The 21521-nt window shown below is 62.6% G+C and carries 23 protein-coding genes and 1 pseudogene; 11 read left to right on the top strand and 13 right to left on the bottom strand.

Annotation, left to right across the window (positions count from 1 at the left end; genetic code table 11):
- Positions 1-29: 29 nt before the first annotated feature.
- The 3 genes from traJ to ACNKW1_RS15055 form a co-directional block, all read right to left on the bottom strand.
- A complete protein-coding gene (traJ, locus tag ACNKW1_RS15065) occupies positions 30-392 on the bottom strand; it encodes a conjugal transfer transcriptional regulator TraJ (RefSeq protein WP_068809722.1) in 363 nt (120 codons plus the stop codon).
- Positions 393-710: 318 nt separating this feature from the next.
- A complete protein-coding gene (locus ACNKW1_RS15060) occupies positions 711-1052 on the bottom strand; it encodes a TraK family protein (RefSeq protein ID WP_068809721.1) in 342 nt (113 codons plus the stop codon).
- Positions 1049-1246 carry a hypothetical protein gene (locus tag ACNKW1_RS15055; protein ID WP_418365401.1) on the bottom strand — a complete coding sequence of 66 codons (198 nt, stop codon included), beginning with the start codon at positions 1244-1246 and terminating at the stop codon, positions 1049-1051. The genes ACNKW1_RS15060 and ACNKW1_RS15055 overlap by 4 nt, the downstream gene beginning before the upstream one ends.
- Positions 1247-1465: 219 nt before the next feature.
- On the opposite strand from ACNKW1_RS15055, the gene ACNKW1_RS15050 reads away from it, so the two are divergent.
- Together ACNKW1_RS15050 and ACNKW1_RS15045 are read left to right on the top strand one after the other, a co-directional pair.
- A complete protein-coding gene (locus ACNKW1_RS15050; RefSeq protein ID WP_418365400.1) occupies positions 1466-2092 on the top strand; it encodes a hypothetical protein in 627 nt (208 codons plus the stop codon).
- A gap of 121 nt (positions 2093-2213) precedes the next feature.
- On the top strand, positions 2214-3098 hold the full coding sequence (locus ACNKW1_RS15045) for a pirin family protein (RefSeq protein ID WP_068809718.1): 885 nt from the start codon (positions 2214-2216) through the stop codon (positions 3096-3098).
- A gap of 544 nt (positions 3099-3642) precedes the next feature.
- Here the strand turns inward: ACNKW1_RS15045 and ACNKW1_RS15040 are convergent.
- The 4 genes and pseudogenes from ACNKW1_RS15040 to ACNKW1_RS15025 all read right to left on the bottom strand — a co-directional run bounded on the left by ACNKW1_RS15040 (position 3643) and on the right by ACNKW1_RS15025 (position 6964).
- Positions 3643-3927, bottom strand: a complete 285-nt coding sequence (locus ACNKW1_RS15040) for a YnfA family protein (RefSeq protein ID WP_222948386.1) — start codon at positions 3925-3927, stop codon at positions 3643-3645.
- Between the two features lie 29 nt (positions 3928-3956).
- A pseudogene (locus ACNKW1_RS15035) lies at positions 3957-4543 on the bottom strand (cation diffusion facilitator family transporter).
- Between the two features lie 376 nt (positions 4544-4919).
- Entirely contained in the window at positions 4920-6275 is a 1356-nt protein-coding gene (locus ACNKW1_RS15030; protein WP_002924879.1) for a heavy metal sensor histidine kinase, read from the bottom strand.
- Positions 6276-6277: 2 nt separating this feature from the next.
- Positions 6278-6964 carry a heavy metal response regulator transcription factor gene (locus ACNKW1_RS15025; protein WP_002924878.1) on the bottom strand — a complete coding sequence of 229 codons (687 nt, stop codon included), beginning with the start codon at positions 6962-6964 and terminating at the stop codon, positions 6278-6280.
- Between the two features lie 169 nt (positions 6965-7133).
- On the opposite strand from ACNKW1_RS15025, the gene ACNKW1_RS15020 reads away from it, so the two are divergent.
- The 7 genes from ACNKW1_RS15020 (at position 7134) to ACNKW1_RS14990 (ending at position 15026) form a co-directional block, all read left to right on the top strand.
- On the top strand, positions 7134-7472 hold the full coding sequence (locus tag ACNKW1_RS15020) for a DUF4148 domain-containing protein (RefSeq protein WP_004248732.1): 339 nt from the start codon (positions 7134-7136) through the stop codon (positions 7470-7472).
- 614 nt (positions 7473-8086) lie between these two features.
- A complete protein-coding gene (locus ACNKW1_RS15015; RefSeq protein WP_039921668.1) occupies positions 8087-9355 on the top strand; it encodes a TolC family protein in 1269 nt (422 codons plus the stop codon).
- 17 nt (positions 9356-9372) lie between these two features.
- A complete protein-coding gene (locus ACNKW1_RS15010) occupies positions 9373-9936 on the top strand; it encodes a hypothetical protein (protein ID WP_004299261.1) in 564 nt (187 codons plus the stop codon).
- On the top strand, positions 9933-11045 hold the full coding sequence (locus ACNKW1_RS15005) for an efflux RND transporter periplasmic adaptor subunit (protein ID WP_002924861.1): 1113 nt from the start codon (positions 9933-9935) through the stop codon (positions 11043-11045). Before ACNKW1_RS15010 ends, ACNKW1_RS15005 begins: the two co-directional genes overlap by 4 nt.
- A gap of 15 nt (positions 11046-11060) precedes the next feature.
- On the top strand, positions 11061-14180 hold the full coding sequence (locus tag ACNKW1_RS15000) for an efflux RND transporter permease subunit (protein ID WP_418365399.1): 3120 nt from the start codon (positions 11061-11063) through the stop codon (positions 14178-14180).
- Between the two features lie 41 nt (positions 14181-14221).
- Positions 14222-14608: a hypothetical protein gene (locus ACNKW1_RS14995; protein ID WP_002931002.1), complete on the top strand. Its 387-nt coding sequence runs from the start codon at positions 14222-14224 to the stop codon at positions 14606-14608.
- A 64-nt stretch (positions 14609-14672) separates the two neighbouring features.
- The gene (locus ACNKW1_RS14990; RefSeq protein ID WP_002931000.1) at positions 14673-15026 is read left to right on the top strand and encodes a hypothetical protein; all 354 of its coding nucleotides are present in this window, start codon (positions 14673-14675) and stop codon (positions 15024-15026) included.
- Between the two features lie 129 nt (positions 15027-15155).
- On the opposite strand, the gene ACNKW1_RS14985 is transcribed toward ACNKW1_RS14990, so the two are convergent.
- Together ACNKW1_RS14985 and ACNKW1_RS14980 are read right to left on the bottom strand one after the other, a co-directional pair.
- Positions 15156-15812, bottom strand: coding sequence for a DsbA family protein (locus ACNKW1_RS14985; RefSeq protein WP_418365398.1), 657 nt, complete (start codon positions 15810-15812; stop codon positions 15156-15158).
- Positions 15809-16285 carry a disulfide bond formation protein B gene (locus tag ACNKW1_RS14980; protein WP_002930998.1) on the bottom strand — a complete coding sequence of 159 codons (477 nt, stop codon included), beginning with the start codon at positions 16283-16285 and terminating at the stop codon, positions 15809-15811. The genes ACNKW1_RS14985 and ACNKW1_RS14980 overlap by 4 nt, the downstream gene beginning before the upstream one ends.
- Positions 16286-16307: 22 nt before the next feature.
- Here ACNKW1_RS14980 and ACNKW1_RS14975 point away from each other — a divergent pair, with 22 nt between their 5' ends.
- A complete protein-coding gene (locus ACNKW1_RS14975; protein WP_021249911.1) occupies positions 16308-16730 on the top strand; it encodes a hypothetical protein in 423 nt (140 codons plus the stop codon).
- A gap of 94 nt (positions 16731-16824) precedes the next feature.
- Here ACNKW1_RS14975 and cadR read toward each other — a convergent pair whose 3' ends face one another.
- Positions 16825-17259, bottom strand: coding sequence for a Cd(II)/Pb(II)-responsive transcriptional regulator (gene cadR, locus ACNKW1_RS14970; protein WP_002930997.1), 435 nt, complete (start codon positions 17257-17259; stop codon positions 16825-16827).
- Positions 17260-17362: 103 nt separating this feature from the next.
- On the opposite strand from cadR, the gene ACNKW1_RS14965 reads away from it, so the two are divergent.
- Entirely contained in the window at positions 17363-17998 is a 636-nt protein-coding gene (locus ACNKW1_RS14965) for a cation transporter (protein ID WP_002930995.1), read from the top strand.
- A 445-nt stretch (positions 17999-18443) separates the two neighbouring features.
- Here ACNKW1_RS14965 and ACNKW1_RS14960 read toward each other — a convergent pair whose 3' ends face one another.
- The 3 genes from ACNKW1_RS14960 to trfA form a co-directional block, all read right to left on the bottom strand.
- On the bottom strand, positions 18444-19157 hold the full coding sequence (locus ACNKW1_RS14960; protein ID WP_418365397.1) for a PEP-CTERM sorting domain-containing protein: 714 nt from the start codon (positions 19155-19157) through the stop codon (positions 18444-18446).
- Positions 19158-19547: 390 nt separating this feature from the next.
- Positions 19548-20246, bottom strand: a complete 699-nt coding sequence (locus tag ACNKW1_RS14955) for an aspartate/glutamate racemase family protein (protein WP_418365396.1) — start codon at positions 20244-20246, stop codon at positions 19548-19550.
- A gap of 391 nt (positions 20247-20637) precedes the next feature.
- Entirely contained in the window at positions 20638-21501 is an 864-nt protein-coding gene (gene trfA, locus ACNKW1_RS14950; protein ID WP_418365395.1) for a plasmid replication initiator TrfA, read from the bottom strand.
- Between the last annotated feature and the right edge of the window lie 20 nt (positions 21502-21521).

Raw genomic sequence — 21521 nt, 5'->3', positions numbered from 1 at the left:
ACGTCCTCACATTTTTAGCGGCTAAAGAATCAGCGTCGGTGGCTGACGATGGCGTGCATGACCGCCCCCATCTGATCCTGAGTCGCCTCGATACGCGCTAACAGCGCGCGGATGGTGGCCTCTCCGAAATGGGCAGTGCGGCGGTCGTCGGTCAGCCATAGCTTGAGGAGCCCCCCTAGACGCCCGAGGTCGCCGTTGATTCGGGCCAGCTCGCGCACCCGCTCGTAATCGACGATTCCATGGACCCGGTAGCCCTGCCCGACTTCGCGCAGAAAGCGCGCGACACTCATGCCCGCGTTCCGGGCATTCGCGGCGATCAAGGCTTTCTCCTCGGGCAGGCAATACACCTTGATCGGTGTGCCGCTCTTCCTGGTCGTCACCGCCTCATCCATGGCGTAGCTCCAAGACGGCGGCAGCCGGAAGCCCCGCAGGGCAGGATGTCCGTTGAGCGCCCTCGGCGCGAAAGAGGACCAGTGAAGGAGGAACCACCGCTTGTGGTGGGCCTACTTCACACATCCTGCCCGCCTCTTGAACGCCATTTCTGCGCGGATGCCTATGCGGTTTTAGCGCCATGCATGCGCTATTTCCTCGTGACTCATCACGTAACGCACGAAAATGGCCAATAATGGCGAAAAACTGCGTGCTTACAGCGGTTGAATAGCGCACTCGTAGCGCAATAAACACGAGTTTGCAAAGCATGAGGAAGATCATCAAAGCAATTCCTCCTTGCGGGGATTCGGGTCGAAAGTGAATTGCCCAAAAGGTTTGTTCGGTGCCAGTTCGGACATCTTCAATTTGACGCCAGGAGGTGCATTTCGCTGGCCAGGGCGTTCGAGCTTGATGTGTCGCCGGACATGGGCGCAGAAAGTTTCGTAACGGCAGGCGATTCGCCCGGTCTCACGCAGGTGCGCCCAGACGGTCTTGAGCGCATAGCCCGCCCGCATCGCCTCCTCGATATCACTGCGCACCGCGAGAAAGGCGACCAGCGACTCCTTGCGCCGCCGCTGCGCCGAGGCGACCCACTCTGCCAGCTCGTCGAGGAACGCGCTCATCCGCCGTTCTCCTGAGCGGCCTGCTCCCCGTTCAGCAAGGAAGCGACAACCTCGACAGGGAAGTACATGCGACGCCCCAGATAGACCTTTCGCGCGTTCAATTCCCGGACCCAATCCTCCTTCGGATTGAGCAGCGCCATCCGCAGCCCTTCGGGCTTGCGGCTCAGGGTGATCGCGAGCTGCTCCAGGGTCATCACAGCCCCGAATCGCTCCTCCAGTATTTCCAGCGTGGATCGCATTTTATTGATCAGAATTCTGTTGACTGAGATCGATACAGCGATTCTTGTGGAAACGAAGATAGAATTGGAGTGCAATTAATTCGGCATTTTCATACCAGGACAAAATTCCCTATGGCACGACCAAGAAGGACTGATACCGAACGAAAGCGCGGACGCATGCGAGCGGCGGCATTAATGAATTCGCTTGCCCGAAAAATTGGTGTGGCGAACCCGCACCAATTCGCGCTTCACTTCGACGCACTTACCGGGATGAATACCCAGTCATCCGGAAAATGGCGCTCGAGCTTCAACGGCGAAAAGGCCCTATCGACACAGCAACTGCAGCTGCTGTCGCGCATCGACCCAGAAGTGTTTGAACGCCACGAAATGGGACCGGCGAACCTCTGGCAGGCCATGTGGGCGCCGCTGCAAGGCCTCAGGTCGATCCTCTCGACTGAACTCGCCTTATGGCCAACGCTTGAGGTCCTGGTGGCCGAGTTCGAGGGCGACCTTCTGCTGGCAGAGGCCTATCACGAGCCACTGACCATTTCGCATCTCGCCAAGGCAGTCGCATTGCATCGATTGGTGCATGAGCTGAACGCCCGGATCATTCCCGTCGGAATTGACGGCGAGGGCACCTACCGAGCCATTCGGCGCTGCCTGGATGACGCGTCAGTTGCGGCGGCGTTGGCGTCGCTCGGGATCTTCGACGACGTGGACGCGGAGCTCTCAGACTGGCTGGCCGGACACGAAGAGCTCGCCTCGACACCCGCCGCCGCAAGGTGGAATGCGCTGGCATCGCGTCTAGACTGGATTGCATGAGACCCCGCGCCGTGTCGGCAGCAGGCCGCCATGCGACGGGCGTCGGTCAACGAGCCCGCAGAACTTTAGCGGCTAAAATCTTCTGCCGCGCTCCGCACGCCCAGCATCAAGGACACCGACCATGAATCCGATCGTCCGCATCCAACCGCGCAGCGCCGACCTCGGCGATGGCATGCTCGTGCGCCGTGCGCTCCCCAATCGCCAGCAGCGCATGGTTGGCGCGTGGTGCTTCCTCGATCACGCCGGCCCCGTGCGGTTCGAGCCCGGCAAGGGCATGCACGTCGGCGCGCACCCGCACATCGGCCTGCAGACCTTCACCTGGCTGATCGAGGGCGAGGTCCTGCACCGCGACAGCCTGGGCAACGAGCAGATCATCCGCCCTGGCCAGGTCAATCTGATGACCGCTGGATATGGCATCGCCCACACCGAGGATTCGCTGCACGACGGCGAGCAGCTGCACGCGGCACAACTGTGGATCGCCCTGCCGCCGGAGCATAAGGATTGCCCGCCCGCCTTCGATCACTACGCCGAACTGCCGCACTGGCGCGAAGACAGCGCAGAACTGACCCTGCTCGCCGGCCGCTACGGTGAGCGAACCGCACCGGCGCGCATCCACTCCCCGCTGGTCGGCATCGACATCGCCTGCGACAGCACCAGCAACATCACGCTCCAACTGGACCCCGGTTTCGAGTACGGCCTGATGCCCCTCGTGGGCGACGCAATGGTCGACGGCGAAACCATCAGCGCCGACGAACTCGCCTACCTCGGCAAGGGACGCAGCGAACTTCAGCTTGCGCTACCCGCAGGCGCTCGGGTGCTGTTCCTGGGGGGCGAGCCGTTCGAGGAACCAGTGCTGATGTGGTGGAATTTTGTGGGCTTCAGCAAGGAAGACATCGCGCAGGCACAGACCGAGTGGGAACAAGGAGCCGTCCGATTCGGAATGATCGGCGACGGCCAGGCACCGCGACTCGTTGCCCCGCCCCTCCAGTGGCGAAACGGCGACTGATCGCTCTCGAGCTCAGCTTCAACCACGAGGCCGCCGATCTCGACCGGCATTCGACCTCTGCCGCCGCTCAAAAATTGGGCAATGCTCGAATGAGGCTTGGCCTCAACGGCTTGAACGAGTTATCCACAAGCACTCCCACAACTCTGTCCCCGTCGGCTGGGGACAACGAGAGAGGCCCTGACAAAGTATGACTTGCCGAGGAAGGCGTTGCCATCCGTACGTCAGCAGGCGACCCCGTGCTGCCGTTCATTCAACCGAACGACCAATGACAAGTAACAGCATCAAGCCGCCGCCTGCTACGCAACGCTTACGAATAGCTAGCTGGCACGGCGGTAGCACAATTTGAATGTCGATGATGTAGGTCCGGGTAGTGCGGGCGCCCGGGGACTATCACCTTTTGGCGACTGGTTTGCCGCTGGCGCTGCGCTGCCCGAATTGTAGGCCGCCTGCATCTCCTGCCACCTGCTGGCAGTGGAGGGGTAAGGTTAAGAAGTGGCTGACCCGCGAGGCGGATTGAAGCTCATGGCATGCGGTTGCAAACACCCTACTTGGGCTGAAACGCGATGATGCTCATGCCCGCCAGCGTCACCACTACACCGGCGACGTCCCAGGCGGAGGGGCGGATTCCGTCCACCGTCCACAGCCATAGGATGGCGACGCTGATGTACATCCCGCCGTATGCGGCATAGACGCGGCCGGAGGCCGCCTCATGCAGCGTGAGTAACCACGCGAAGGCCGCCAGGCTCACCGCCGCAGGCAGAAGTAGCCAAACCGAGCCCCCCTTCTTGAGCCACAGCCAGGGCAGATAGCAGCCGACGATCTCGGCCATCGCTGTGACGAAGTAAAGTAGCAATGTCCTCACGCGGCTCCTCCGGCAGGGCTTTCCCGAAGCCCGGCGTGGTGATAGATCTCGATCGTTGAGTGGACGATCTCCTCGTGCACCGCCAAGCGGCTCCTCACAGCGTCGGGGGTGCGTGCGCGGTCATGCGTCACCACCGCGATGGCCAGCACCGAGGTGGCCGCGTCGGCGATCACGTGAAGGTAGGCGGATTTGAGCTTGAGGCCGTGATGATCGTGACCGTGTCCGTGTGAGTGGCCGTGATGGTGAGCCTTGCCCGGGATCAGCGCACAAACGACGGTGACGGCCAAGCCCAGGATGGCGACCGCGATGGCCTCCTTGTACTGGATGGGTTGCGGCGACACGATGCGTTCGATCGAACCGATGACCATCATCACTGCCACGCCGAGCAGGAAGATGGCGCTGGCGAAGCCTCCGAGGATCTCGATTTTCCAGGTGCCGAAAGCGAAGCGCGGATCGTTCGCGCAGCGGCATAGGCCAGCGCGGCAGACACGCCGATCGCGAAGGTATGCGGGCTCATATGCCAGCCGTCGGCCAGCAGCGCCATTGAGTTGAACCACCAGCCTGCGGTGATCTCGACAACCATCGCAACGGCAGTGATCCACATCACCACCGAGGTACTGCTTTTGGCAAGCGCATTGCCGCCATCGAAGACGTGATCATGGGTCCAGGTGGACGGGTTCTCGGTGGGCACGGCAAGGCTCACTTGAGGTAGCTGCGCAGGACGCCTATCAGATCCTCGGCACCCTTGTGCGTCGGCATCGTCGGTCATTGCGGAGTCTCCGAGGTGGGTGCTGACAGACACTTAGAACACGTCAGCCATCGGCGCCGCGCACGAAGGCGATCTGGTGCAAGTTCGTGGTGTCGAGCGCACTCTACCTGGCCACGTATCCATGTGACCCCAGCACTCTCGATAGTCAGTGCCGCAAAGAGGCAAAGTTCAGCCCTTTCAGCAATGCGCCTTATCTGTCATGAGGTGCTACCTCCATTTGGCTGCACCCGCACATGGCAAGGCCAACGCTCGTCGTTCCGGCAGCTGACCGCACAAAGGTGGCGCCGCCATGCATTCGCGCGATCGCAGCTACGATCGCCAAGCCGAGCCCGTGATTATGGTCGCGATGTTCGCGGGCCCCATCAACCCGATAAAAGCGGTCGAATAGACGAGGCAAATGCTCCGGGGGGATGACAGGGCCCGTGTTGCTGACAGACAGGCAAATGCGGCCATCTGCGTCCTGCTTGATATCGACCTCGATCACCGATCCGCGCTCTGCAAAACGGGTCGCATTGGCGAGCAGGTTCGAGAGCGCACGCCTAACCAACCCAGCATCGACTGTGCCCATGCCGTCACCGCGTAAGCGCGCAGTCACGCCGGCCTCCTGCATTGACGCTTCGTGGAATTCGATGACCTCGGACACCAGTTCGGCCAGGCTATCCACACGGTGGCGACGGGCGCGCTCCCCGCGATCGGCCCGGGACAAGAACAACATGTCATTGACCAGCCCCGCTAAAAGTTGAAGATCCTCGAGGTTCGATCCGAGCACATCGCGCAGTTCGGCGACATCGCGCTGACGACTCAGAGCTAGCTCGGTCTCACCAATCAAGGTCGCCAGCGGTGTGCGCAGCTCGTGAGCGACATCGGCGTTGAACCCTTCCAGTTGTTGATATGCGCGGTTCAATCGAACCAGGAGCGCGTTGAATTGTGTGACCAACGGCTGAAGCTCCTGTGCCTGGGCGGAGCCGTCAAGCGGCTGTCCAACGCTTTCCGGGCTTAGGGCCGCTGCTTGTCGAGCCAGGTCGCGAACAGGCAAGAGCGCTCTACGAACGAGCCATGCGCCGCCCACTGAGATGGCCGCCGCTCCACCAAGGGCGCTCGCGAGTAGCGTCCAGGCCAACTGCTCCAAAAGCAGCGCGTCGGCGCTGCTGTCGAGCATCAATTCGGCGCGCAGCATGGTTGTGGGCGACCATGGCACGGAGATTTCGAACTCATCCCGCCGCAGGATTGCGCCGGGGCTTGAACGCGCCGGAGTTGCGTACAGAAGAGCGTCAGATCCCTGGATCAGCCGTAACTCGAGGTTGGCATGGCCCACAAAGAAGTCGTCGAGCTTGTGACGCAGGCTCGGCAACGCGTCCCGCGTTGCAATCTCGCCGACGAGATGGCGCACTATGTCCCGCTTGTGCCGCAGTTCGTCCGTCTGCTTGTTGGAGAGATTTAGACTCGCGCCCACGTAAACGATCGAGCAGACCAAGCCGAGCCCCAGCGAGGCCAGCACGGCGAGCCACCACGATAACCAGCGGCTAAGCGAACGCGGATTGCGCATTCTCAGGGCTTCCGGTCCTCAAGGACGTATCCCATGCCGCGCACGGTATGCAACAACTTCTTCTCGAAAGCGTCGTCGATCTTGCCGCGCAACCGGCGCACCGCAACTTCGACCACGTTCGTATTGCTGTCGAAATTCATGTCCCACACCTGCGCTGCAAGCGCGGTACGGGAAAGGACCTGCCCTTGCCGGCGCAGCAGCAACGTCAGCAACGTGAACTCCTTGGCGGTCAGGTCGAGGCGCTGCCCGGATCGTGACGCCTTGCGCCGAACCAGGTCGAGTTCGAGGTCCGCCAAACGGAGCACCGTTGAATCCTGGCTATCCGAGCGCAAGGCACCGCGCCGCAACAAGGCCTGCACGCGAGCGAGCAACTCGGACAGAGCAAACGGCTTCACCAGGTAATCGTCGGCACCCGCCTGCAGGCCTCTGACCCGATCCTCGACCTCGTCCCGCGCGGTCAGCATCAGGACGGGTACGTGTTTGCCCCGACGCAGTTCTTGCAAGACGGCATAGCCATCCAGCCCCGGAAGCATGACGTCGAGGAGGACGAGGTCGTAATGCCCTTCGGTCGCGAGATAGCGGCCATCCGTGCCGCTGTGCGCGACATCCACGATGTAATTGCTTTCGGTGAGCGCCCTGCGTAGGTATTCGGCGAGCTTGGGTTCGTCTTCCACAACCAGAATCTTCATGCAGCGATTATCGCGGAGATGCCGAAACCATCACATTACGAAATCGTAATCTGGCAGTTCGCGATTCGACGAGGATGGACCTTTAAAGTCCGCGACGTGTTCGGTGCAAGGCGACGCCAAGCGGCTTATGCCGAACGCCACCTCTCACGTTGAACGAAGGAGTCTCGTCATGTCGAAAACCCGCACCACTGCCCTTTTTTCGCTTCTTGCTGCCGTCCTTGTCGTTCCTGCGGCTGCGCAAGCCAGCTCGCTGTGGCATCCCGCTCCCGGCGAGCAGGGGTTCACGTTCCATCCGGATCACTCCACGAGCACGAAAACCCGCGCCGAGGTGTTGCGCGAGCTCGAACAGGCAAAGGCCGATGGCAGCTATTTCTACCTGCAGCGTGGCCTCGCGGTGCCCTCGCGTGCTTCCGGACCCGGCAAGACCCGTGCAGAAGTCCTCAAGGAGCTGGTCGACATGACCCCGACAGAGCGCGCGTACATGAATGAACTGTACAGTGGCTCCTGAAGCCACCTATCGGCGCGAGACGTCGGGCCGTCCAGGCGTTTCGCCCAGCAGGTTCTCGTAAAGCGCCGTTTGGTCTGCCCATTGGTACCGTCGCTGTCGACGATAGCAAATCCTTATTGATAGAATCCGCGCCATGCGTCGTTGGCTTGCGATTTTCCTCTTGATCCTGCTGCCTGCCCAACTGAGTTGGGCGGCGGTGGGCGATTACTGCGCGCACGAATCCGGTGCCGCAGCCAATCATTTTGGTCATCACGCGCATCGTCACACCGAAGATGCAAAAGGCAAGGAAAAAGGGGGCTTGACGAAGGGCGCACACACAGACTGCGCATCGTGCCAGGTGGTGGGCTCTTCAGCAGTAACGAGTGAGTCCAGCGCGCTATTCACACAGCATCAGGCATCCCTCCCCATCGGCGTCACACCTGGGTGCTCACTTGCGGAGCATCCCGCAGAGCCCGAACGCCCTAAATGGGCCCGCCCAGCCTGATCGGCAGGGCGGTCGCCTTCATTCCCTCTTGATGTTCCTACCGCTTTGAGCGGTAGCGTCACGCGTCCATTGCGATCGGTCCGATCGCCCTCTGCCGATTCCCCGTGTCTTTACATCAACGGAGAATTGGATGTTTCAGCAACTTCGTCTCAAATGGCTGCCTGGGCTAATGCTCGGCCTTGCCGTCAATGGTGCCTGGGCGCAGCAGCCCGCCCCCCCGGCTCCAAGTACCGCCCTATCCCTCAAGCACGCTTTCGAGGCAGCATGGGCACGCCAGCCTGAAGCGCTGTCGCTCACGACTCAACAGGAAGCGGCGCAAGCGCGCCGCGACAGTGCCGACAGTTGGTTTGTCGAACCGCCCGCCCTAGAGGTAGCCGGAAAAACCGATCAGTTGGACAGCAATCGCGGGAGCCGTGAGTACGAGGTCGGCATCGCGGTTCCGATCTGGCTGTCGGGCGAACGTTCGAGCACTGCAGCCCTCGCCACTGCCGAAATAGCTGCCACGGCGAGCCGGGCTCGCGGCGCGCAGTTGCGCACCGCTGCAGCGGTACGCACAGCATATTGGGATTGGCAACGCGCGCGCGTAGATGTGACGCTGGCGAGGGCGGGTCTCGAGAACGCCCGCGAACTGGCCGCCGACGTGGCCAAGCGCATCAAGGCGGGTGATCTGGCGCGCGCAGATCAGCATCAGGCCGACGGTGTGCAAGCTACAGCTGAAGCCGCCGTCGCCGAGGCAGAAAGCGCCCTTGCAGATGCTGCACAGCAGTTGCGCACGCTCACTGGAATCGGGCCAGAACGCTCATCCGGCGGGGTGTCTGCGCCGGAGCCCGTCCCGTCCGCTGCGACACCGACACAGATTCTTGAGACGGCGCACCCTGCAGTGGCCGAGCTGCGTGATCGGGTCGACGTTGCGCGGCGCACGATGACCCTTGCCAGCGTTCAGGGCCGCGCGAATCCGGAGTTGAGTGTCACGACCACCCGCGAACGCGGCGCATCGGGTGAATCCTGGGAACAGACAGTCACGCTGGGCTTGCGCATTCCGCTTGGTTCCGGTTCGCGCAGCCGGTCCCGCGTTGCAAGCGCCAATGCAGAGGCCATCGAGGCCGAGGCGCAACTCCAGATCGAACTCGAACGTCTGCTGGCCGAAACAGAGATGGCGCACCAGCGCGTCGAATTGAGACGGCAGCAGGTCGCCGCTGCTGAACGGCGCTCCGACCTCGCACAGGCGTCACGCGGCTTCTTCGAGAAGGCGTTCCGCCTCGGTGAGGCCGATCTGCCGACCCGTCTGCGCATCGAATTCGAGGCGGCCGAGGCCGAACGCGAGCGCGCGCGCGCGCGTATTGATCTGGCAGCCGCCATCTCGGCCCAGCGCCAAGCGTTGGGCCTGCTTCCCGAATGAATAACAGGATCCCCAAAATGAAATCCACTCATACCCTCGCGGCATGGAGCCTCGCTGCCGTGCTTGCCGGGCTTGCCCCGCAAACGCTGGCCGGTGACGGACACGACCATGGAGAAGCGCCCGCGACCACAGCGGGCCCGGCATTGCCGCGATTTACCGCCGTCTCGGAACTCTTCGAGCTGGTCGGCGTAGTGAATGGCAAGAACGTCACCGTCTATCTTGACCACTTCGCTGACAACAGTCCGGTCAAGGACGCAAAGGTCGATCTGGAACTCGATGGGAAGGCCGTTGCGCTCTCGCCCCATGCCGACGGTGAGTTCGAGGCCACGCTCGAGGAGACGCTCAAGCCGGGTGTCGTCTCTGTCACGGCAACGGTGATTGCCGGTCAGGACGCCGATTTGCTCGCTGGTGAGCTCGACTTGCATGAGACCGCCGCCGAGGCGCACGAAGAGGTTGCCGAATTGGACATGAAACCCTACGCAATTGGGGCAGGCGCGGGGGGGCTTGTGCTAGGCCTCATCGGCTGGGTTGTGCTTCGCAAGGGGAATTCGCGTAATCGCTCGACTGGAGGTGCCGCATGAAGCTGAGCGTACTGTTTGCTGCGCTGGCGCTGGTATCGGCCAGTGCCTCGTGGAATGCCTTTGCTGGCGAAGGCCATGATCATGGCGATGAGGGTCCGGTTGTGGCAGGAGGCAATGGGCCACAACGGCAAGCCGATGGCAGTGTCTTTCTGCCCAAGCCGGCACAACGCCAGATCGGTGTTCGCACGTTGGTTACGGAAGCCGGCGAATTGCCGCGTACCACCGCGCTGGCCGGCAAGGTGGTCATGGACCCGAATGCCGGCGGAAAGGTGCAGGCCATGGTGGCTGGGCGCCTGGAGGCGGGCCCGCAGGGGTTGCCAAGCGTCGGTCAGGCCGTGAAGAAGGGGGACGTGCTGGCTTACGTCAGTCCTTCGACGGACCAGATCGAGCGGTCTAACCAGATGGCGCAATTGGCCGAGCTGCACGCGGCCAGGGCCCTTGTGGAAAAGCGCCTTGCGCGTCTGAAGGAACTCGCCGACACGGTACCGCGCAAGGAGATCGAGGCGGCCGAAAGCGAGCTTGCCAGCCTGAGGGCTAGATCGAAAGCGATCGGTGGTGGCCTCAATGCCCGTGATGTCCTGACCGCACCCGTCAGCGGTGTGATCGCATCGACTAACGCCGTGTCAGGCCAAGTGGTCGATGCGCGCGAGCTCGTGTTCGAGATCGTCGACCCGAAGCGGCTGCGTGTCGAGGCGCTCTCCTATGATCCAGAAATAGCGGCGGATGTCGCCTCTGCAAGTCTTGCGGTCGGCGACCAGCGGATCCCGCTCACCTTCATCGGCGCCGCCCGCAGCCTGCGCGAGCAGGCCTTGCCACTCACCTTTGCAGCCGAAGGTGAAGCGCTGGCCTTTCTTGCCGTGGGGCAGCCGGTCGAGGTCTTCGTCCAGTCGCGCAGCACGCAGCAGGGTGTAAGCGTTCCCGCAGCATCGGTGCTGAAGAATTCGGCAAACCAAACCATCGTCTGGGTAAAGACGGCGCCCGAACGTTTCGAGTCCCGGACCGTCACGATCGCGCCGCTGGACGGTGTGAATATTGCGGTGACGTCCGGCCTCGAAGCCGGCGAGCGGGTCGCCTCCCGTGCCGCCACGCTGATCAACCAGATCCGCTGACGGGGAGTCTATCCGATGTTCAAGTGGCTACTCGACAACAGCCTTGGTAACCGGCTGCTGGTGATTATCGCCAGCCTGGTACTGATGGCCTATGGGGCGTTCACGCTTTCGCGAACACCCGTGGACGTATTTCCGGATCTCAACAAGCCGACGGTCACGATCATGACCGAAGCCGGTGGCATGGCGGCGGAGGAGGTCGAGCAACTCATCACCTTTCCGCTCGAGACCACCATGAATGGTTTGCCCGGCGTGGAGTCAGTGCGCTCTACCTCGAGCTCGGGGCTGTCCTTCATCTACGTGACCTTCGACTGGAGTACCGAGATTTTCCGCGCCCGGCAGATGGTGTCGGAACGCCTCTCAGCCATGGAGGAAGGGTTGCCTGAAGACGTGATTCCGCGCATGGGGCCGATCAGCTCGGTCATGGGCGAGATCATGCAGATCGCGATCCCGATCGACACGGCGAAGATCTCGCCGATGCAGGTCCGAGAGTATGCGGACTGGGTTCTTCGTCCGCGCCTGATGGCGATCCCCGGCATCGCGCAAGTCATCCCGATTGGCGGGGAGGTGCGGCAGTTCCAGGTTCAGCCCGACACCCGCCGTATGGCTGAGCTCGGTGTTTCGTTGGAGCAGTTGGAAGGGGCGATTCGAGGCTTCTCGTCGAACACCTCGGGGGGCTTTCTCGAACTGAACGGGCGCGAGTATCTCATCCGCCATCTCGGTCGGACCTCGAGCCTGGAGGATCTGAAGAACCTCGCGATCACTGCGCGAGATGGCCAGCCGATCCTGCTGCGTCAGATCGCATCCGTGACCTTCGCAGCGGCGCCCAAACGGGGGGATGCGGGCTTCGAGGGCAAACCGGCCGTCATTCTCGGCATTCAGAAGCAGCCTACGGCGGACACCATTCACCTGACTCGCTCGATCGAAACCGCGCTCGAAGAGATGAAGATATCGCTCCCGGCCGGGATGGATGCGCCGGAGGTGACCTTCCGGCAGGCGACTTTCATCGAGGCATCGATCAGCACGCTCAAGGGTAAGCTGATTGGCGCATCGGTGTTCGTTGCGGCAATCCTCTTCTTTTTTCTCGGCACCCTGCGCCCGACGATCATCGCGCTCACCGCGATTCCGGTGTCCATCTTCATGACGGCGTTGGTCTTCAAGTATTTCGGGCAGTCGATCAACACGATGACCCTTGGTGGTCTCGCGATTGCGATTGGCGGCTTGGTCGACGATGCGGTTGTGGGCGTAGAGAACGTGCTGCGCCGATTGAAGGAGGACCGCGCAAAGCATCACGACCATCGGCTTCACCCGATCGAACTCGTGGCGCGCGCAACGATGGAAGTGCGCTCGGCCATCCTTTACGCGACGATCATCATCGTGCTGGTGTTCTTGCCGCTGTTCGCGCTGCCTGGCATGGAGGGGCGGCTGTTCGTGCCGCTCGGCGTGGCGTTCATCGTCTCCACGCTCGCCTCGTTGGTCGTCTCGGTGACCGTGACGCCGGTGCTGTCCTTTTACCTGCTTCCCCGGATGAAGTCCCTCGATCACGGTGACACGCGCTTGCTCGCCTGGCTCAAGGCACGTTATCGCGGGGCGTTGCAGGGGGTGCTCGAGCACCCCAGGGCGGCCGTCACAGCGGGTGCGGTTGCGGTGGCAATTGCTGCCGCTGCGGTACCGTTCTTCCCCACGACCTTTCTGCCGCCGTTCAACGAAGGCACCTTGCTGATCGGCATGCGGCTCAACCCGGGCGTTACCCTGGCGGAGTCGACCGCGCTCGCGCAGCAAGCGGAAGTGCTCGTGAAACAGGTTCCCGAAGTGACGCACGTCGGGCGCCGAAGCGGGCGGGCCGAGCTTGATGAGCATGCGGAAGGTGTCCACGTCAGCGAGCTCGATGTGGGGCTGAAACCCGCCGGTGAGCTGAGCCGCTCAATGGGTGAGATCACCGCAGACATCCGGTCGCGACTGGTCAATCTGCCAGCTGCGATCGCGATCGGGCAACCGATCTCACATCGCATCGACCACATGCTGTCGGGCGTGCGCTCGCAGATTGCGATCAAGATCTTCGGCGAGGATCTCGACACCCTGCGCGGTCAGGCTGACGTATTGCGAACGCGGCTTGCCGCCATTCCGGGGCTCGCCGACCTGGAGATCGAGAAGCAAGTGCTCGCGCCGCAGATCAAGGTGCGGATCGACTATGCGGCCGCTGCCCGTTACGGGGTGCCGGCACCGCAGATTCTGGCCGCGCTGCAAAACCTCGTCGAGGGCGAGAAGGTCACCCAGATCGTCGAGGGTGGTCGACGGTTCGCATTGGTCGTTCGCCTACCGGAAACGGCGCGCTCGGTCGACGGGCTGGCTCAGATCCTGATCGAAACGCCGACCGGACATGTGCCCTTGTCGAAGCTGGCGTCGATCGAGGATGGTGACGGTCCGAACCAAGTGAGCCGGGACGACGGTAAGCGCCGCATCGTGCTCTCGGCCAATGCGCAACAGCGTCCGCTATCGGAGGTCGTCGAGGACATCCGTGCCGTCGTGGCCGACCTTAAGTTGCCCGAGGGCTACTTCATCACCCTCGGCGGGCAGTTCCAAGCTCAGGAAGAGGCATCCCGTTTAGTCGGGTTGCTTTCGATCATCTCACTCGTGCTGATGTTCGTCGTGCTTTACAGCCGCTACAAGTCGGTTCGACTCTCGGCGCTCATCATGGCGAACATTCCGCTCGCACTGGTCGGGGCGGTGATTGGACTGTGGATCTCCGGTCAGCCGTTGTCGGTGGCGGCACTCGTCGGCTTCATCACGCTTGCAGGTATTTCGGTGCGAAACGGCATCCTCAAGGTGAGCCATTACCTCAACCTGATGCGTATCGAGGGCGAGAGCTTCGACCACACGATGATCCTGCGGGGCTCGATCGAGCGCCTGTCGCCGGTGCTGATGACCGCACTGGTAACCGCGTTTGCGCTTGCACCGCTGCTGTTCGAGGCCGAGCGCCCGGGTACCGAGATCCTGCATCCGGTGGCCGTGGTGATCTTCTCGGGCCTCATCAGTTCGACCCTGCTGGATACCTTCCTTACCCCTGCAATGTTCTGGCTCTTCGGCCGCCGCGATGCAGAGAGTCTGCTCGACGATCGAAATGCCGAAGCATTCTGACGCTGCTTAACCCGCCTCATGCAAACCAGAAAGGAAAAACCATGAAGTTCTCAAAAGTCGTCGCCCTCGCTGCTCTCGTGTCTGTGGGCCCCACCTTTGCAGCCGACAAGCATGACCATGCTCACGAGCATGAATCGATGCATGGAGGCGTGGTGGTCGAGGTCAAGGATCTCGATCTCGAACTCGTTGCCAAGCCCGAGGTGATCCAGTTGCATCTTCGCGATCACGGCAAGCCTGTTGATGTGGCAAACGGCAGTGCCAAGCTCACGCTGCTGTCTGGCGCAAACAAGCAAGATGTCGAACTCAGGCCTGCAGGTGATCGACTCGAAGCCAAGGGTAGCTTCAAGGTCGGCGCCGGCACCAAGCTGGTCGCGGTTGTCACCCTTCCGGGCAAGCCTTCCACCACGGCACGCTTCACACTGAAGTGACTCCGCCCGACCGCCTGCGGCAACGGCGCGCAGGCGGTCACCTCAGGCGCTCGGCGGTAGCAAGATGAAAGCATTGATTGGGCCAGGACTGGCCTTGGTCGTCGCTGGTGGCTTGACCGGATGTGCGGCCGCCGTCGTGTATGAAGATAAGTACGCGCAGGGCGATGGCTGGCGCAAAGGTACTGTCGTCGAGATCGGCTTGGGCAAAGAGCTTCAACGGCCATCGTTCTATGACTGCAGAGATGAGACAGTCGGAGAGGCAAGTAACGTCACCTACGTGACAATCGCGTTCAAACGCAACGGCCATCCGTATGCGCGGACTGCGAGGCTGCCAGCTGAGCCGAAGTTGCAGGTGGGGGACAAGGTTTACGTGAACTTCAGGGACTGCACGGCAGCGATCCCGAAACGTAGTTCCTGATTTGCTCGGATCGGTCGAGCTCATCTGCGTTTTGTTCTCGGGCAAACCGGAGTCGTGCCTGTAAAGCTCGCCCCCGGTTTGCGGCCGCTGCTATCACGGAAAGCAGGCCAGCGAGCCCGAACGCTTCGATCACCGCTGTAATTTCCCCACTTCCTCGGCCACGAGGCGTGTGAGTTGTTCCGGACCGAAGCTGGGCAGACTGCGTCCGTTGACAAAGAAGGTCGGCGTCTTGCTGACCTGCAACGCGGTCAGATCCTCGATGTCCTGCGCGAGCACGGCCTGGATCTCGGGCGTTTCCATGTCCTGCCGGGCGCGTTCCATGTCCAGGCCGGCCCGAGCGGCTGCTTCGAAGGCGATGCCGATGTTGGGCGCCGCGTGGTCGGCCCACTCGGGCTGTGCGGCCAGCAGCGCCTCGAGCACCGGGGTATAGAGTCCCTGCTTGCGCGCAGCCTCGATCAGTTTCACCACCTGGTCCGAGCCGTGATGGAAGGGTGCATAGCGCAGCGCAAGCCGAACCTTGTCCGGATGCTGGGCCATGATCTGCTTGACGATCGGATAGAAGGCGCGGCAGGTCTCGCAGGCGGGGTCGAAGAATTCGACGATGGTGACCGGCGCGTTCTGCGGCCCGATGATCGGGGTGTGCATCCGCACGAGGCGGCCTCTTTCCACCGCAACGCGCGTGTCCTGCTCGGCCTGCGTGCGATCACGGTAGGCATCCATGCCGAAGTAGAACGCCACGCCGAGGATCAGCAACACGGCGAGTGCGAGCAGTTTTCGTGTGTTCATTTACGGGTCCTTATCAGATAAATCGTCAGGGCGGCGGCGATGGCGAGGAAGGCCGCCAGCGATAGCCAGGGAATCTGGATGTCGCCAAGGATGACCAGGGCCTGCTGGCTGCACGAGGGGCCAGTGCCGCACGGCACCCACCACTGTGGCACCCAGCCGGCGATCAGTGCGCTGTGATAGGCGGCCAGCGCGAGACCAGCGAGCGCGAATGGGAGCGCATACACCGCACCGCGCCGGTCCTCGGCGAACACGGCCATGCCCAGAATGAGGGCGAGCGGGAACATGGCGATCCGCTGGTACCAGCACAGCACGCAGGGCGTCATGCCCATCACTTCACCGATGAAGAGCGCGCCCAGCGTGGATACCAGAGCCACGGCCCAGGCGGCCATCAGCCACCACCATTGGGTTCGTTTGTCGTGCATCGAGTCGATCTCGAGGGTTGGTTCCCAGGCTTCGGGAGGGGCGGACGCCATAGGCAGTGCCCGGACGTCCGCAATGGAGCACACCGCCGCTACCGTGCGGCGCGCACTCGAAGAAGAGGGGAAGACAGGGGTGGGCTGCCGCTCAGGCAGCGAGGCGCCACTTGGGGCGTTCAGGCTCGGTGACCAGCGCAGACGCGTTGAAGTCCCGCCCGGCGTCGACGAGGACATGGCCCAGTCCTGTCAATGGCAGACGACCCGCATCGAGCAGTGCAGCGCTCGCAAGGATCTGGCAGAAACCGCAGTCGGCGTGAAGTTGCCCTTTCATCCCTTCATCGCCTTCATCCACCTGACAGGTATGTGGATGGTGGTCGCCGTGGCTGGTCGCGAAACCGGCCGATTCCAAGCAGTACGCCTCCAGGCCCGCCGACGCGAACTGAAGCGGAACGAGCAGCAGGAAGAAAATGGCAAGCCAACGGTGCATGGGCGACGATTTTAACCCCAGCCCGTTGGCTGACGGCTCATATCGCGACCATGAACGTACCGGAGCGCTGGCACCCCACATTGTGGTCACTCCGCCACCGAACCGCAGATCATTGCGCATGCTCATCGTGGCACACACAGACATCCCCCCGCGTCGGCGCCTCGAGCTCATGCAGGATGCCGCATTGCGCCGCACGATCGGGTGCACAGCACTGGCTGCGCAGGGCGACGAGTTGGCGCTCGAGCATTTGCAGGGTGTCGAGACGCGCGCGGACACGGGTGAGTTGGGTGTCGATCAACGCGTCGACCTCAGCACAGTCGGTTGTGGGGTCGTCCACGAAGCGCAGCAGCTGCGCGACGTCGGCCAAGGCAATGTCCAGTGCCCGGCAGTGGCGGATGAACGCGAGGCGCTCAAGGTGCCCACCCGCGTAGGCCCGATATCCATTGGGGCTGCGGGAAGGCGCCGGGAGCAGACCGATCCGTTCGTAGTAGCGGATGGTTTCGGCCTCGACGTGCGCGGCCTTGGCCAATTCACCGATCTTCATCGCCTGCATCTCCTCATTGCGACCGCCCAACAGCTTAACCGCTTGACCCTGTAGTGGCTACAGGGTGTGTGATGCACCCCTCGCCCACGTTAAGGAGAAAACCATGGCCGGCTGTTGTTCCCACTCCACCTGCGATGCCAGCGCAGCGAGCCCGCGCTTGCGCCTGGCACTGTGGATTGCATTGATCGTGAATGCGGTGATGTTCCTGGTCGAATTCTTCGCCGGCCTTGCAGTCGGTTCGGTCGCCCTGTGGGCCGACGCCCTCGATTTCGCAGGAGATGCCGCCAACTATGCGCTGTCGCTGACGGTGCTGTCTTGGGGATTGATATGGCGGGCACGCGCGGCCTTGCTCAAGGGCGTGGCGATGGTGCTTTTCGGCGCCGTTGTAATGGCACGCGCCCTGTGGGCCTTCCAGCACGGCGTGACGCCTGAGCCGATCACGATGGGCGTGGTCGGCATCCTCGCACTGCTCGCCAACGCAGGGGTGGCGATGATGTTGTATCGCTTTCGCGCGGGCGACGCGAACATGCGTTCGGTATGGCTGTGCAGCCGCAACGATGCGATCGGCAATCTCGCGGTGATCCTGGCGGCGGCAGGCGTCTTCGGTACCGGAAGCGCGTTGCCGGACCTTGTCGTTGCACTGGTGATGTCCGGGCTCGCGCTGTGGTCGGGGCTTGTCATCGTCGCTCACGCCCGGCGCGACATCGGCGACGCACGACAAGTCCATCAGAAGGGATGAGGACAGCGGAGCGACGTGCTTGAGGCAATGACAGCTTTCGAGGCCCAGCGGCCATCAGGATGGCTGCATTGTGGAGAGGAGGACGGGCAGCTGATGGCCGGACTGAGACTTCCAGTTCACACCTGCGCGGGAGCGCGGCAAGCCGACTGCGGCTGTCTCGACCCGACCCTGACCGGCCATCGGCTCTTCAGGTCGCCCAGCGGCAGAAAACCGAGTCGAGCAGATGCTCGGCGCGAAAAGTCATGGACGGCAAGCCGGTCAAAAGAGCCGGTCAGATCGAGATCGCTGGTTGGAGTAGGCCGCGCAGCCTGCGATTCATCGGCGCGTGGGCCGCTGGCTGACACACCACTGGTATCGATCGCGATGAATGGCGGCCGCCGAAAAAGCCAAGGGCGCCGGCTGCTCGAGTGCAGCGCGGCGCCCCGGGAAGCGCTGGCCGGAAAGATCAGGCCGTCTTGCGGCGGCGTGCTGCGACCAGGCCCATCAGGCCCAGCGCGGCGAGGGCCAGCGAGCCGGGCTCGGGCACGGCTGCAGGCTGCAACTCCGGGGTGCGGAAGCTGAAGTTCCAGGACGGCCGTTCGTCAGTGGTTCCGGCGGCACTGAAGTTCAGCGCACCGCTGATGTTCCAGCCGATCGCGCCGAGCACGTTGTCTTCATAGAAGGTGTCCAGGAAGGCGCCGTTGGGTACCAAATCGGAGAGAGAATCTCCGTTGATGACCAGGCTCTTCACCGAGGAGCGCGCCGTACTGCCGCCTTCGTTGCCCGAGATCTGCAGGTAATTGAACCCGTAGCCGGAATAGTCCGTCAGGCCGGGGGCCGCGAAGGTGCTGAGCGAGAGGGTCTCTCCCGCGCCGAAGGAACCGTCGAGGTCGAAATCGACGCCCAGCGAAAGTGTGCCCGTGGCCACCACATACGACACGTTGAACGCATAGTCTTTGTCAAGTTGCCACACCGGGGTTCCCGCAGGATTCAGAGTGGCCGCAACGTTGCTGCCGTCGCGCAGGGCTGCCTCCCACCCCGTGTTACCCCAGCGGATGCGTGCACCGATCTCGGTGGAGCCGCCGGGGTTCGTGATGGAGACGATCGCGGCCTGCGCCGTTACCGGAACGCCGATCGACAGTGTCAGTGCGGCGGTTGCACTCGCGAATACTTTCTTCATTGCTTTCATTTCGAAGTTCTCCCCAGTTAGCGTTGCCATCAAGAAAAGGCAACTTACGGGAAAACCAAAGCATAAATCGAGCCAAAGAATTATTTGTCGTTAAAATTCAGGAGCTTGAAATTCACCGATCCAATAGAGGGGGGCGGGGGGGGGGGGGGGGGGGCTGTAAGAATTTCCGACACTTGGCAGTGTGTCGTGGAGCCCGCTTGGGGCGGTTGCACAGAGGACGCTAGATGCCCTTTGGCAACGCTGCGAAGTGCACGCCCTGCGCTGCTGCGGCGAGGTGAGTCTTCGACAGGTACAGAGATGGAGCGGCCGTTCAGAGGCCCCATCTATTGAAACCACATCCGGCCGCTTCTGGCCGAACCATGACTGTCCCCTCGAGTGGGCTTAACAACCCGCCAGCGCCACCTGAACGGCCGCAGCAGCGTGAAGCCCCGTCGTATCAAACAACGGCACCGCGGCGTCCTCAACGCCTACCAGCATCGATATCTCCGTACATCCCAGAATTACACCCTGCGCGCCTTGCGCGACCAGACGCTGAATCACATCGCGATACGCCAGGCGCGACGCCTCCTCGACGCGCCCCAGGCACAACTCCTCATAAATCACCCGATGAACCAGCGCTCGGTCATAATCGTCAGGAATAACGACGTCGATGCCGTGGCGATCGGTCAGCCGGGCGCGATAGAAGTCTTGCTCCATGGTGAAGCGCGTACCCAGGAGCCCCACGCAGGACAAGCCCGCCTGGTGGATCGCTGCCGCCGTGGGGTCGGCGATATGCAGTAGCGGGATCGCCACCGCGGCCTCGATGGCCGGCGCCACCTTATGCATCGTGTTCGTGCACAGGACGACAAAATCGGCCCCAGCCCGCTCCAGCGCTCGAGCAGCGTCTGCCAGCAGCGCGCCAGCCTCATCCCATTCTCCACGGTGCTGCAGTCGCTCGATCTCCGCGAAATCGACGCTGTAGAGCACGATCTTCGCCGAATGCAGACCACCCAGCCGGGCCTTCACCCCCTCGTTGATCAGGCGGTAGTAAGGCACGGTGGATTCCCAGCTCATGCCACCGATGAGACCGATAACTTTCATGAGGACGCTGCCGCCAATGGAGATGAGATGCAGATGATGCCATGGTGATCGTCGGCAGGGTCACCGCTTGGCACGTACCCAGCGCCTTCCCCATCCTCTCGTGAGCATCGTGCAGTCGGCTCGCAGCACGCTTATCCCTGGCGTCAAAACCGGCGCATCGGTGGCCCCGCGCTACCAAACGCCCTACCACGAGCCTTTCTGCCCCACCCCGATTTCGGCAGTTATCCACAACTGCCTTCTGGTAGAAATAAGGTAGAAATAGGTAGACGGTCATTTGCGGCCCTGAATCCCAGCGCCGGCGCGGGTTCCAGAGAGTGGGGAGGAACGCTATCCCGATAGAACGGAACGCTATCCCGACTAAGCGGAACGCTATCCCGATCGAGGTGGAACGCTATCCCGATGGGCGAGCTCGAGTTACCCACAGGACGAGCTGAGCGCTGCCACGCCTGCCGACGTCAATTTCACCCCGCGCGATGACACCGACCCGCTTGAGCTCGTCCACGGCCGCCGAGACCGCCTCCCTGAACTTCCGCATCGGACTGGCGTACTGCATCTTGTCTTTCAGCCAGGACATCGCATAGGCCTGCACAGGGTCGGCCGACGCCGCAATCAGACGCTGAAGCGCCTTGGCCATGTCCTGCCCGCGACCGATCTGCAGGCGCTTGTTCCAGTCGATGAGGGCGAACTCCTGGTTCTCGAAAAGTTGACGCCAGCGCGGATCGAGCGTGACCGTGTAGCGCTCGTTGTCGGCGTCGTAGTCGAGATCGGCGACGATGCGGAAGGCCTTTGTGTCGCCGACGCAGTACTTGGTGGATCCGTCCCGCCGCTTCACCTCGATGATGAAGCTGGCCTTGTAAAAGGCCTTCATCACCCGATGCAGCCACTCATAATCGTGCTTGCCAGTGCTACGCCCGATCGCGCGCAAGAACGCCGCCCGGTTGATCCGGATGGGAACGCCAAGGGGGATGCAGCGCGCCTCGTAGATCAGCTGCAGCGCGACATCCGCCTGTGGTTCGTCGAGCTGCTCACCGGTGTAGGTCAGCACGACGTCGGATCGCGTGATGAGCGGCTCCTCGTTGTAGAAACGCTTGCGTCCCCGGGCGACGGGGGCGAAGAGGCTGGAGCGGGCGATGTGGTTCGGCATGGCCCGTACGAAGGCCTCCATACCGGGCAGGAAGAGCTGGACGGGCTCGGCCGCCCTCCGGTGCTCCATCCGCATGCGCGCCACCCTCGCACGCTCCTGCAGCTTCGACATGGTCTCGGCAAGGCCATGCC

This window comes from Thauera sp. WH-2 (assembly GCF_048321015.1).
Classification (GTDB): Bacteria; Pseudomonadota; Gammaproteobacteria; order Burkholderiales; family Rhodocyclaceae; genus Thauera.
Note: the sequence above shows the minus strand (reverse complement) of the source record. Positions and strands in the feature narration are given on the sequence as shown.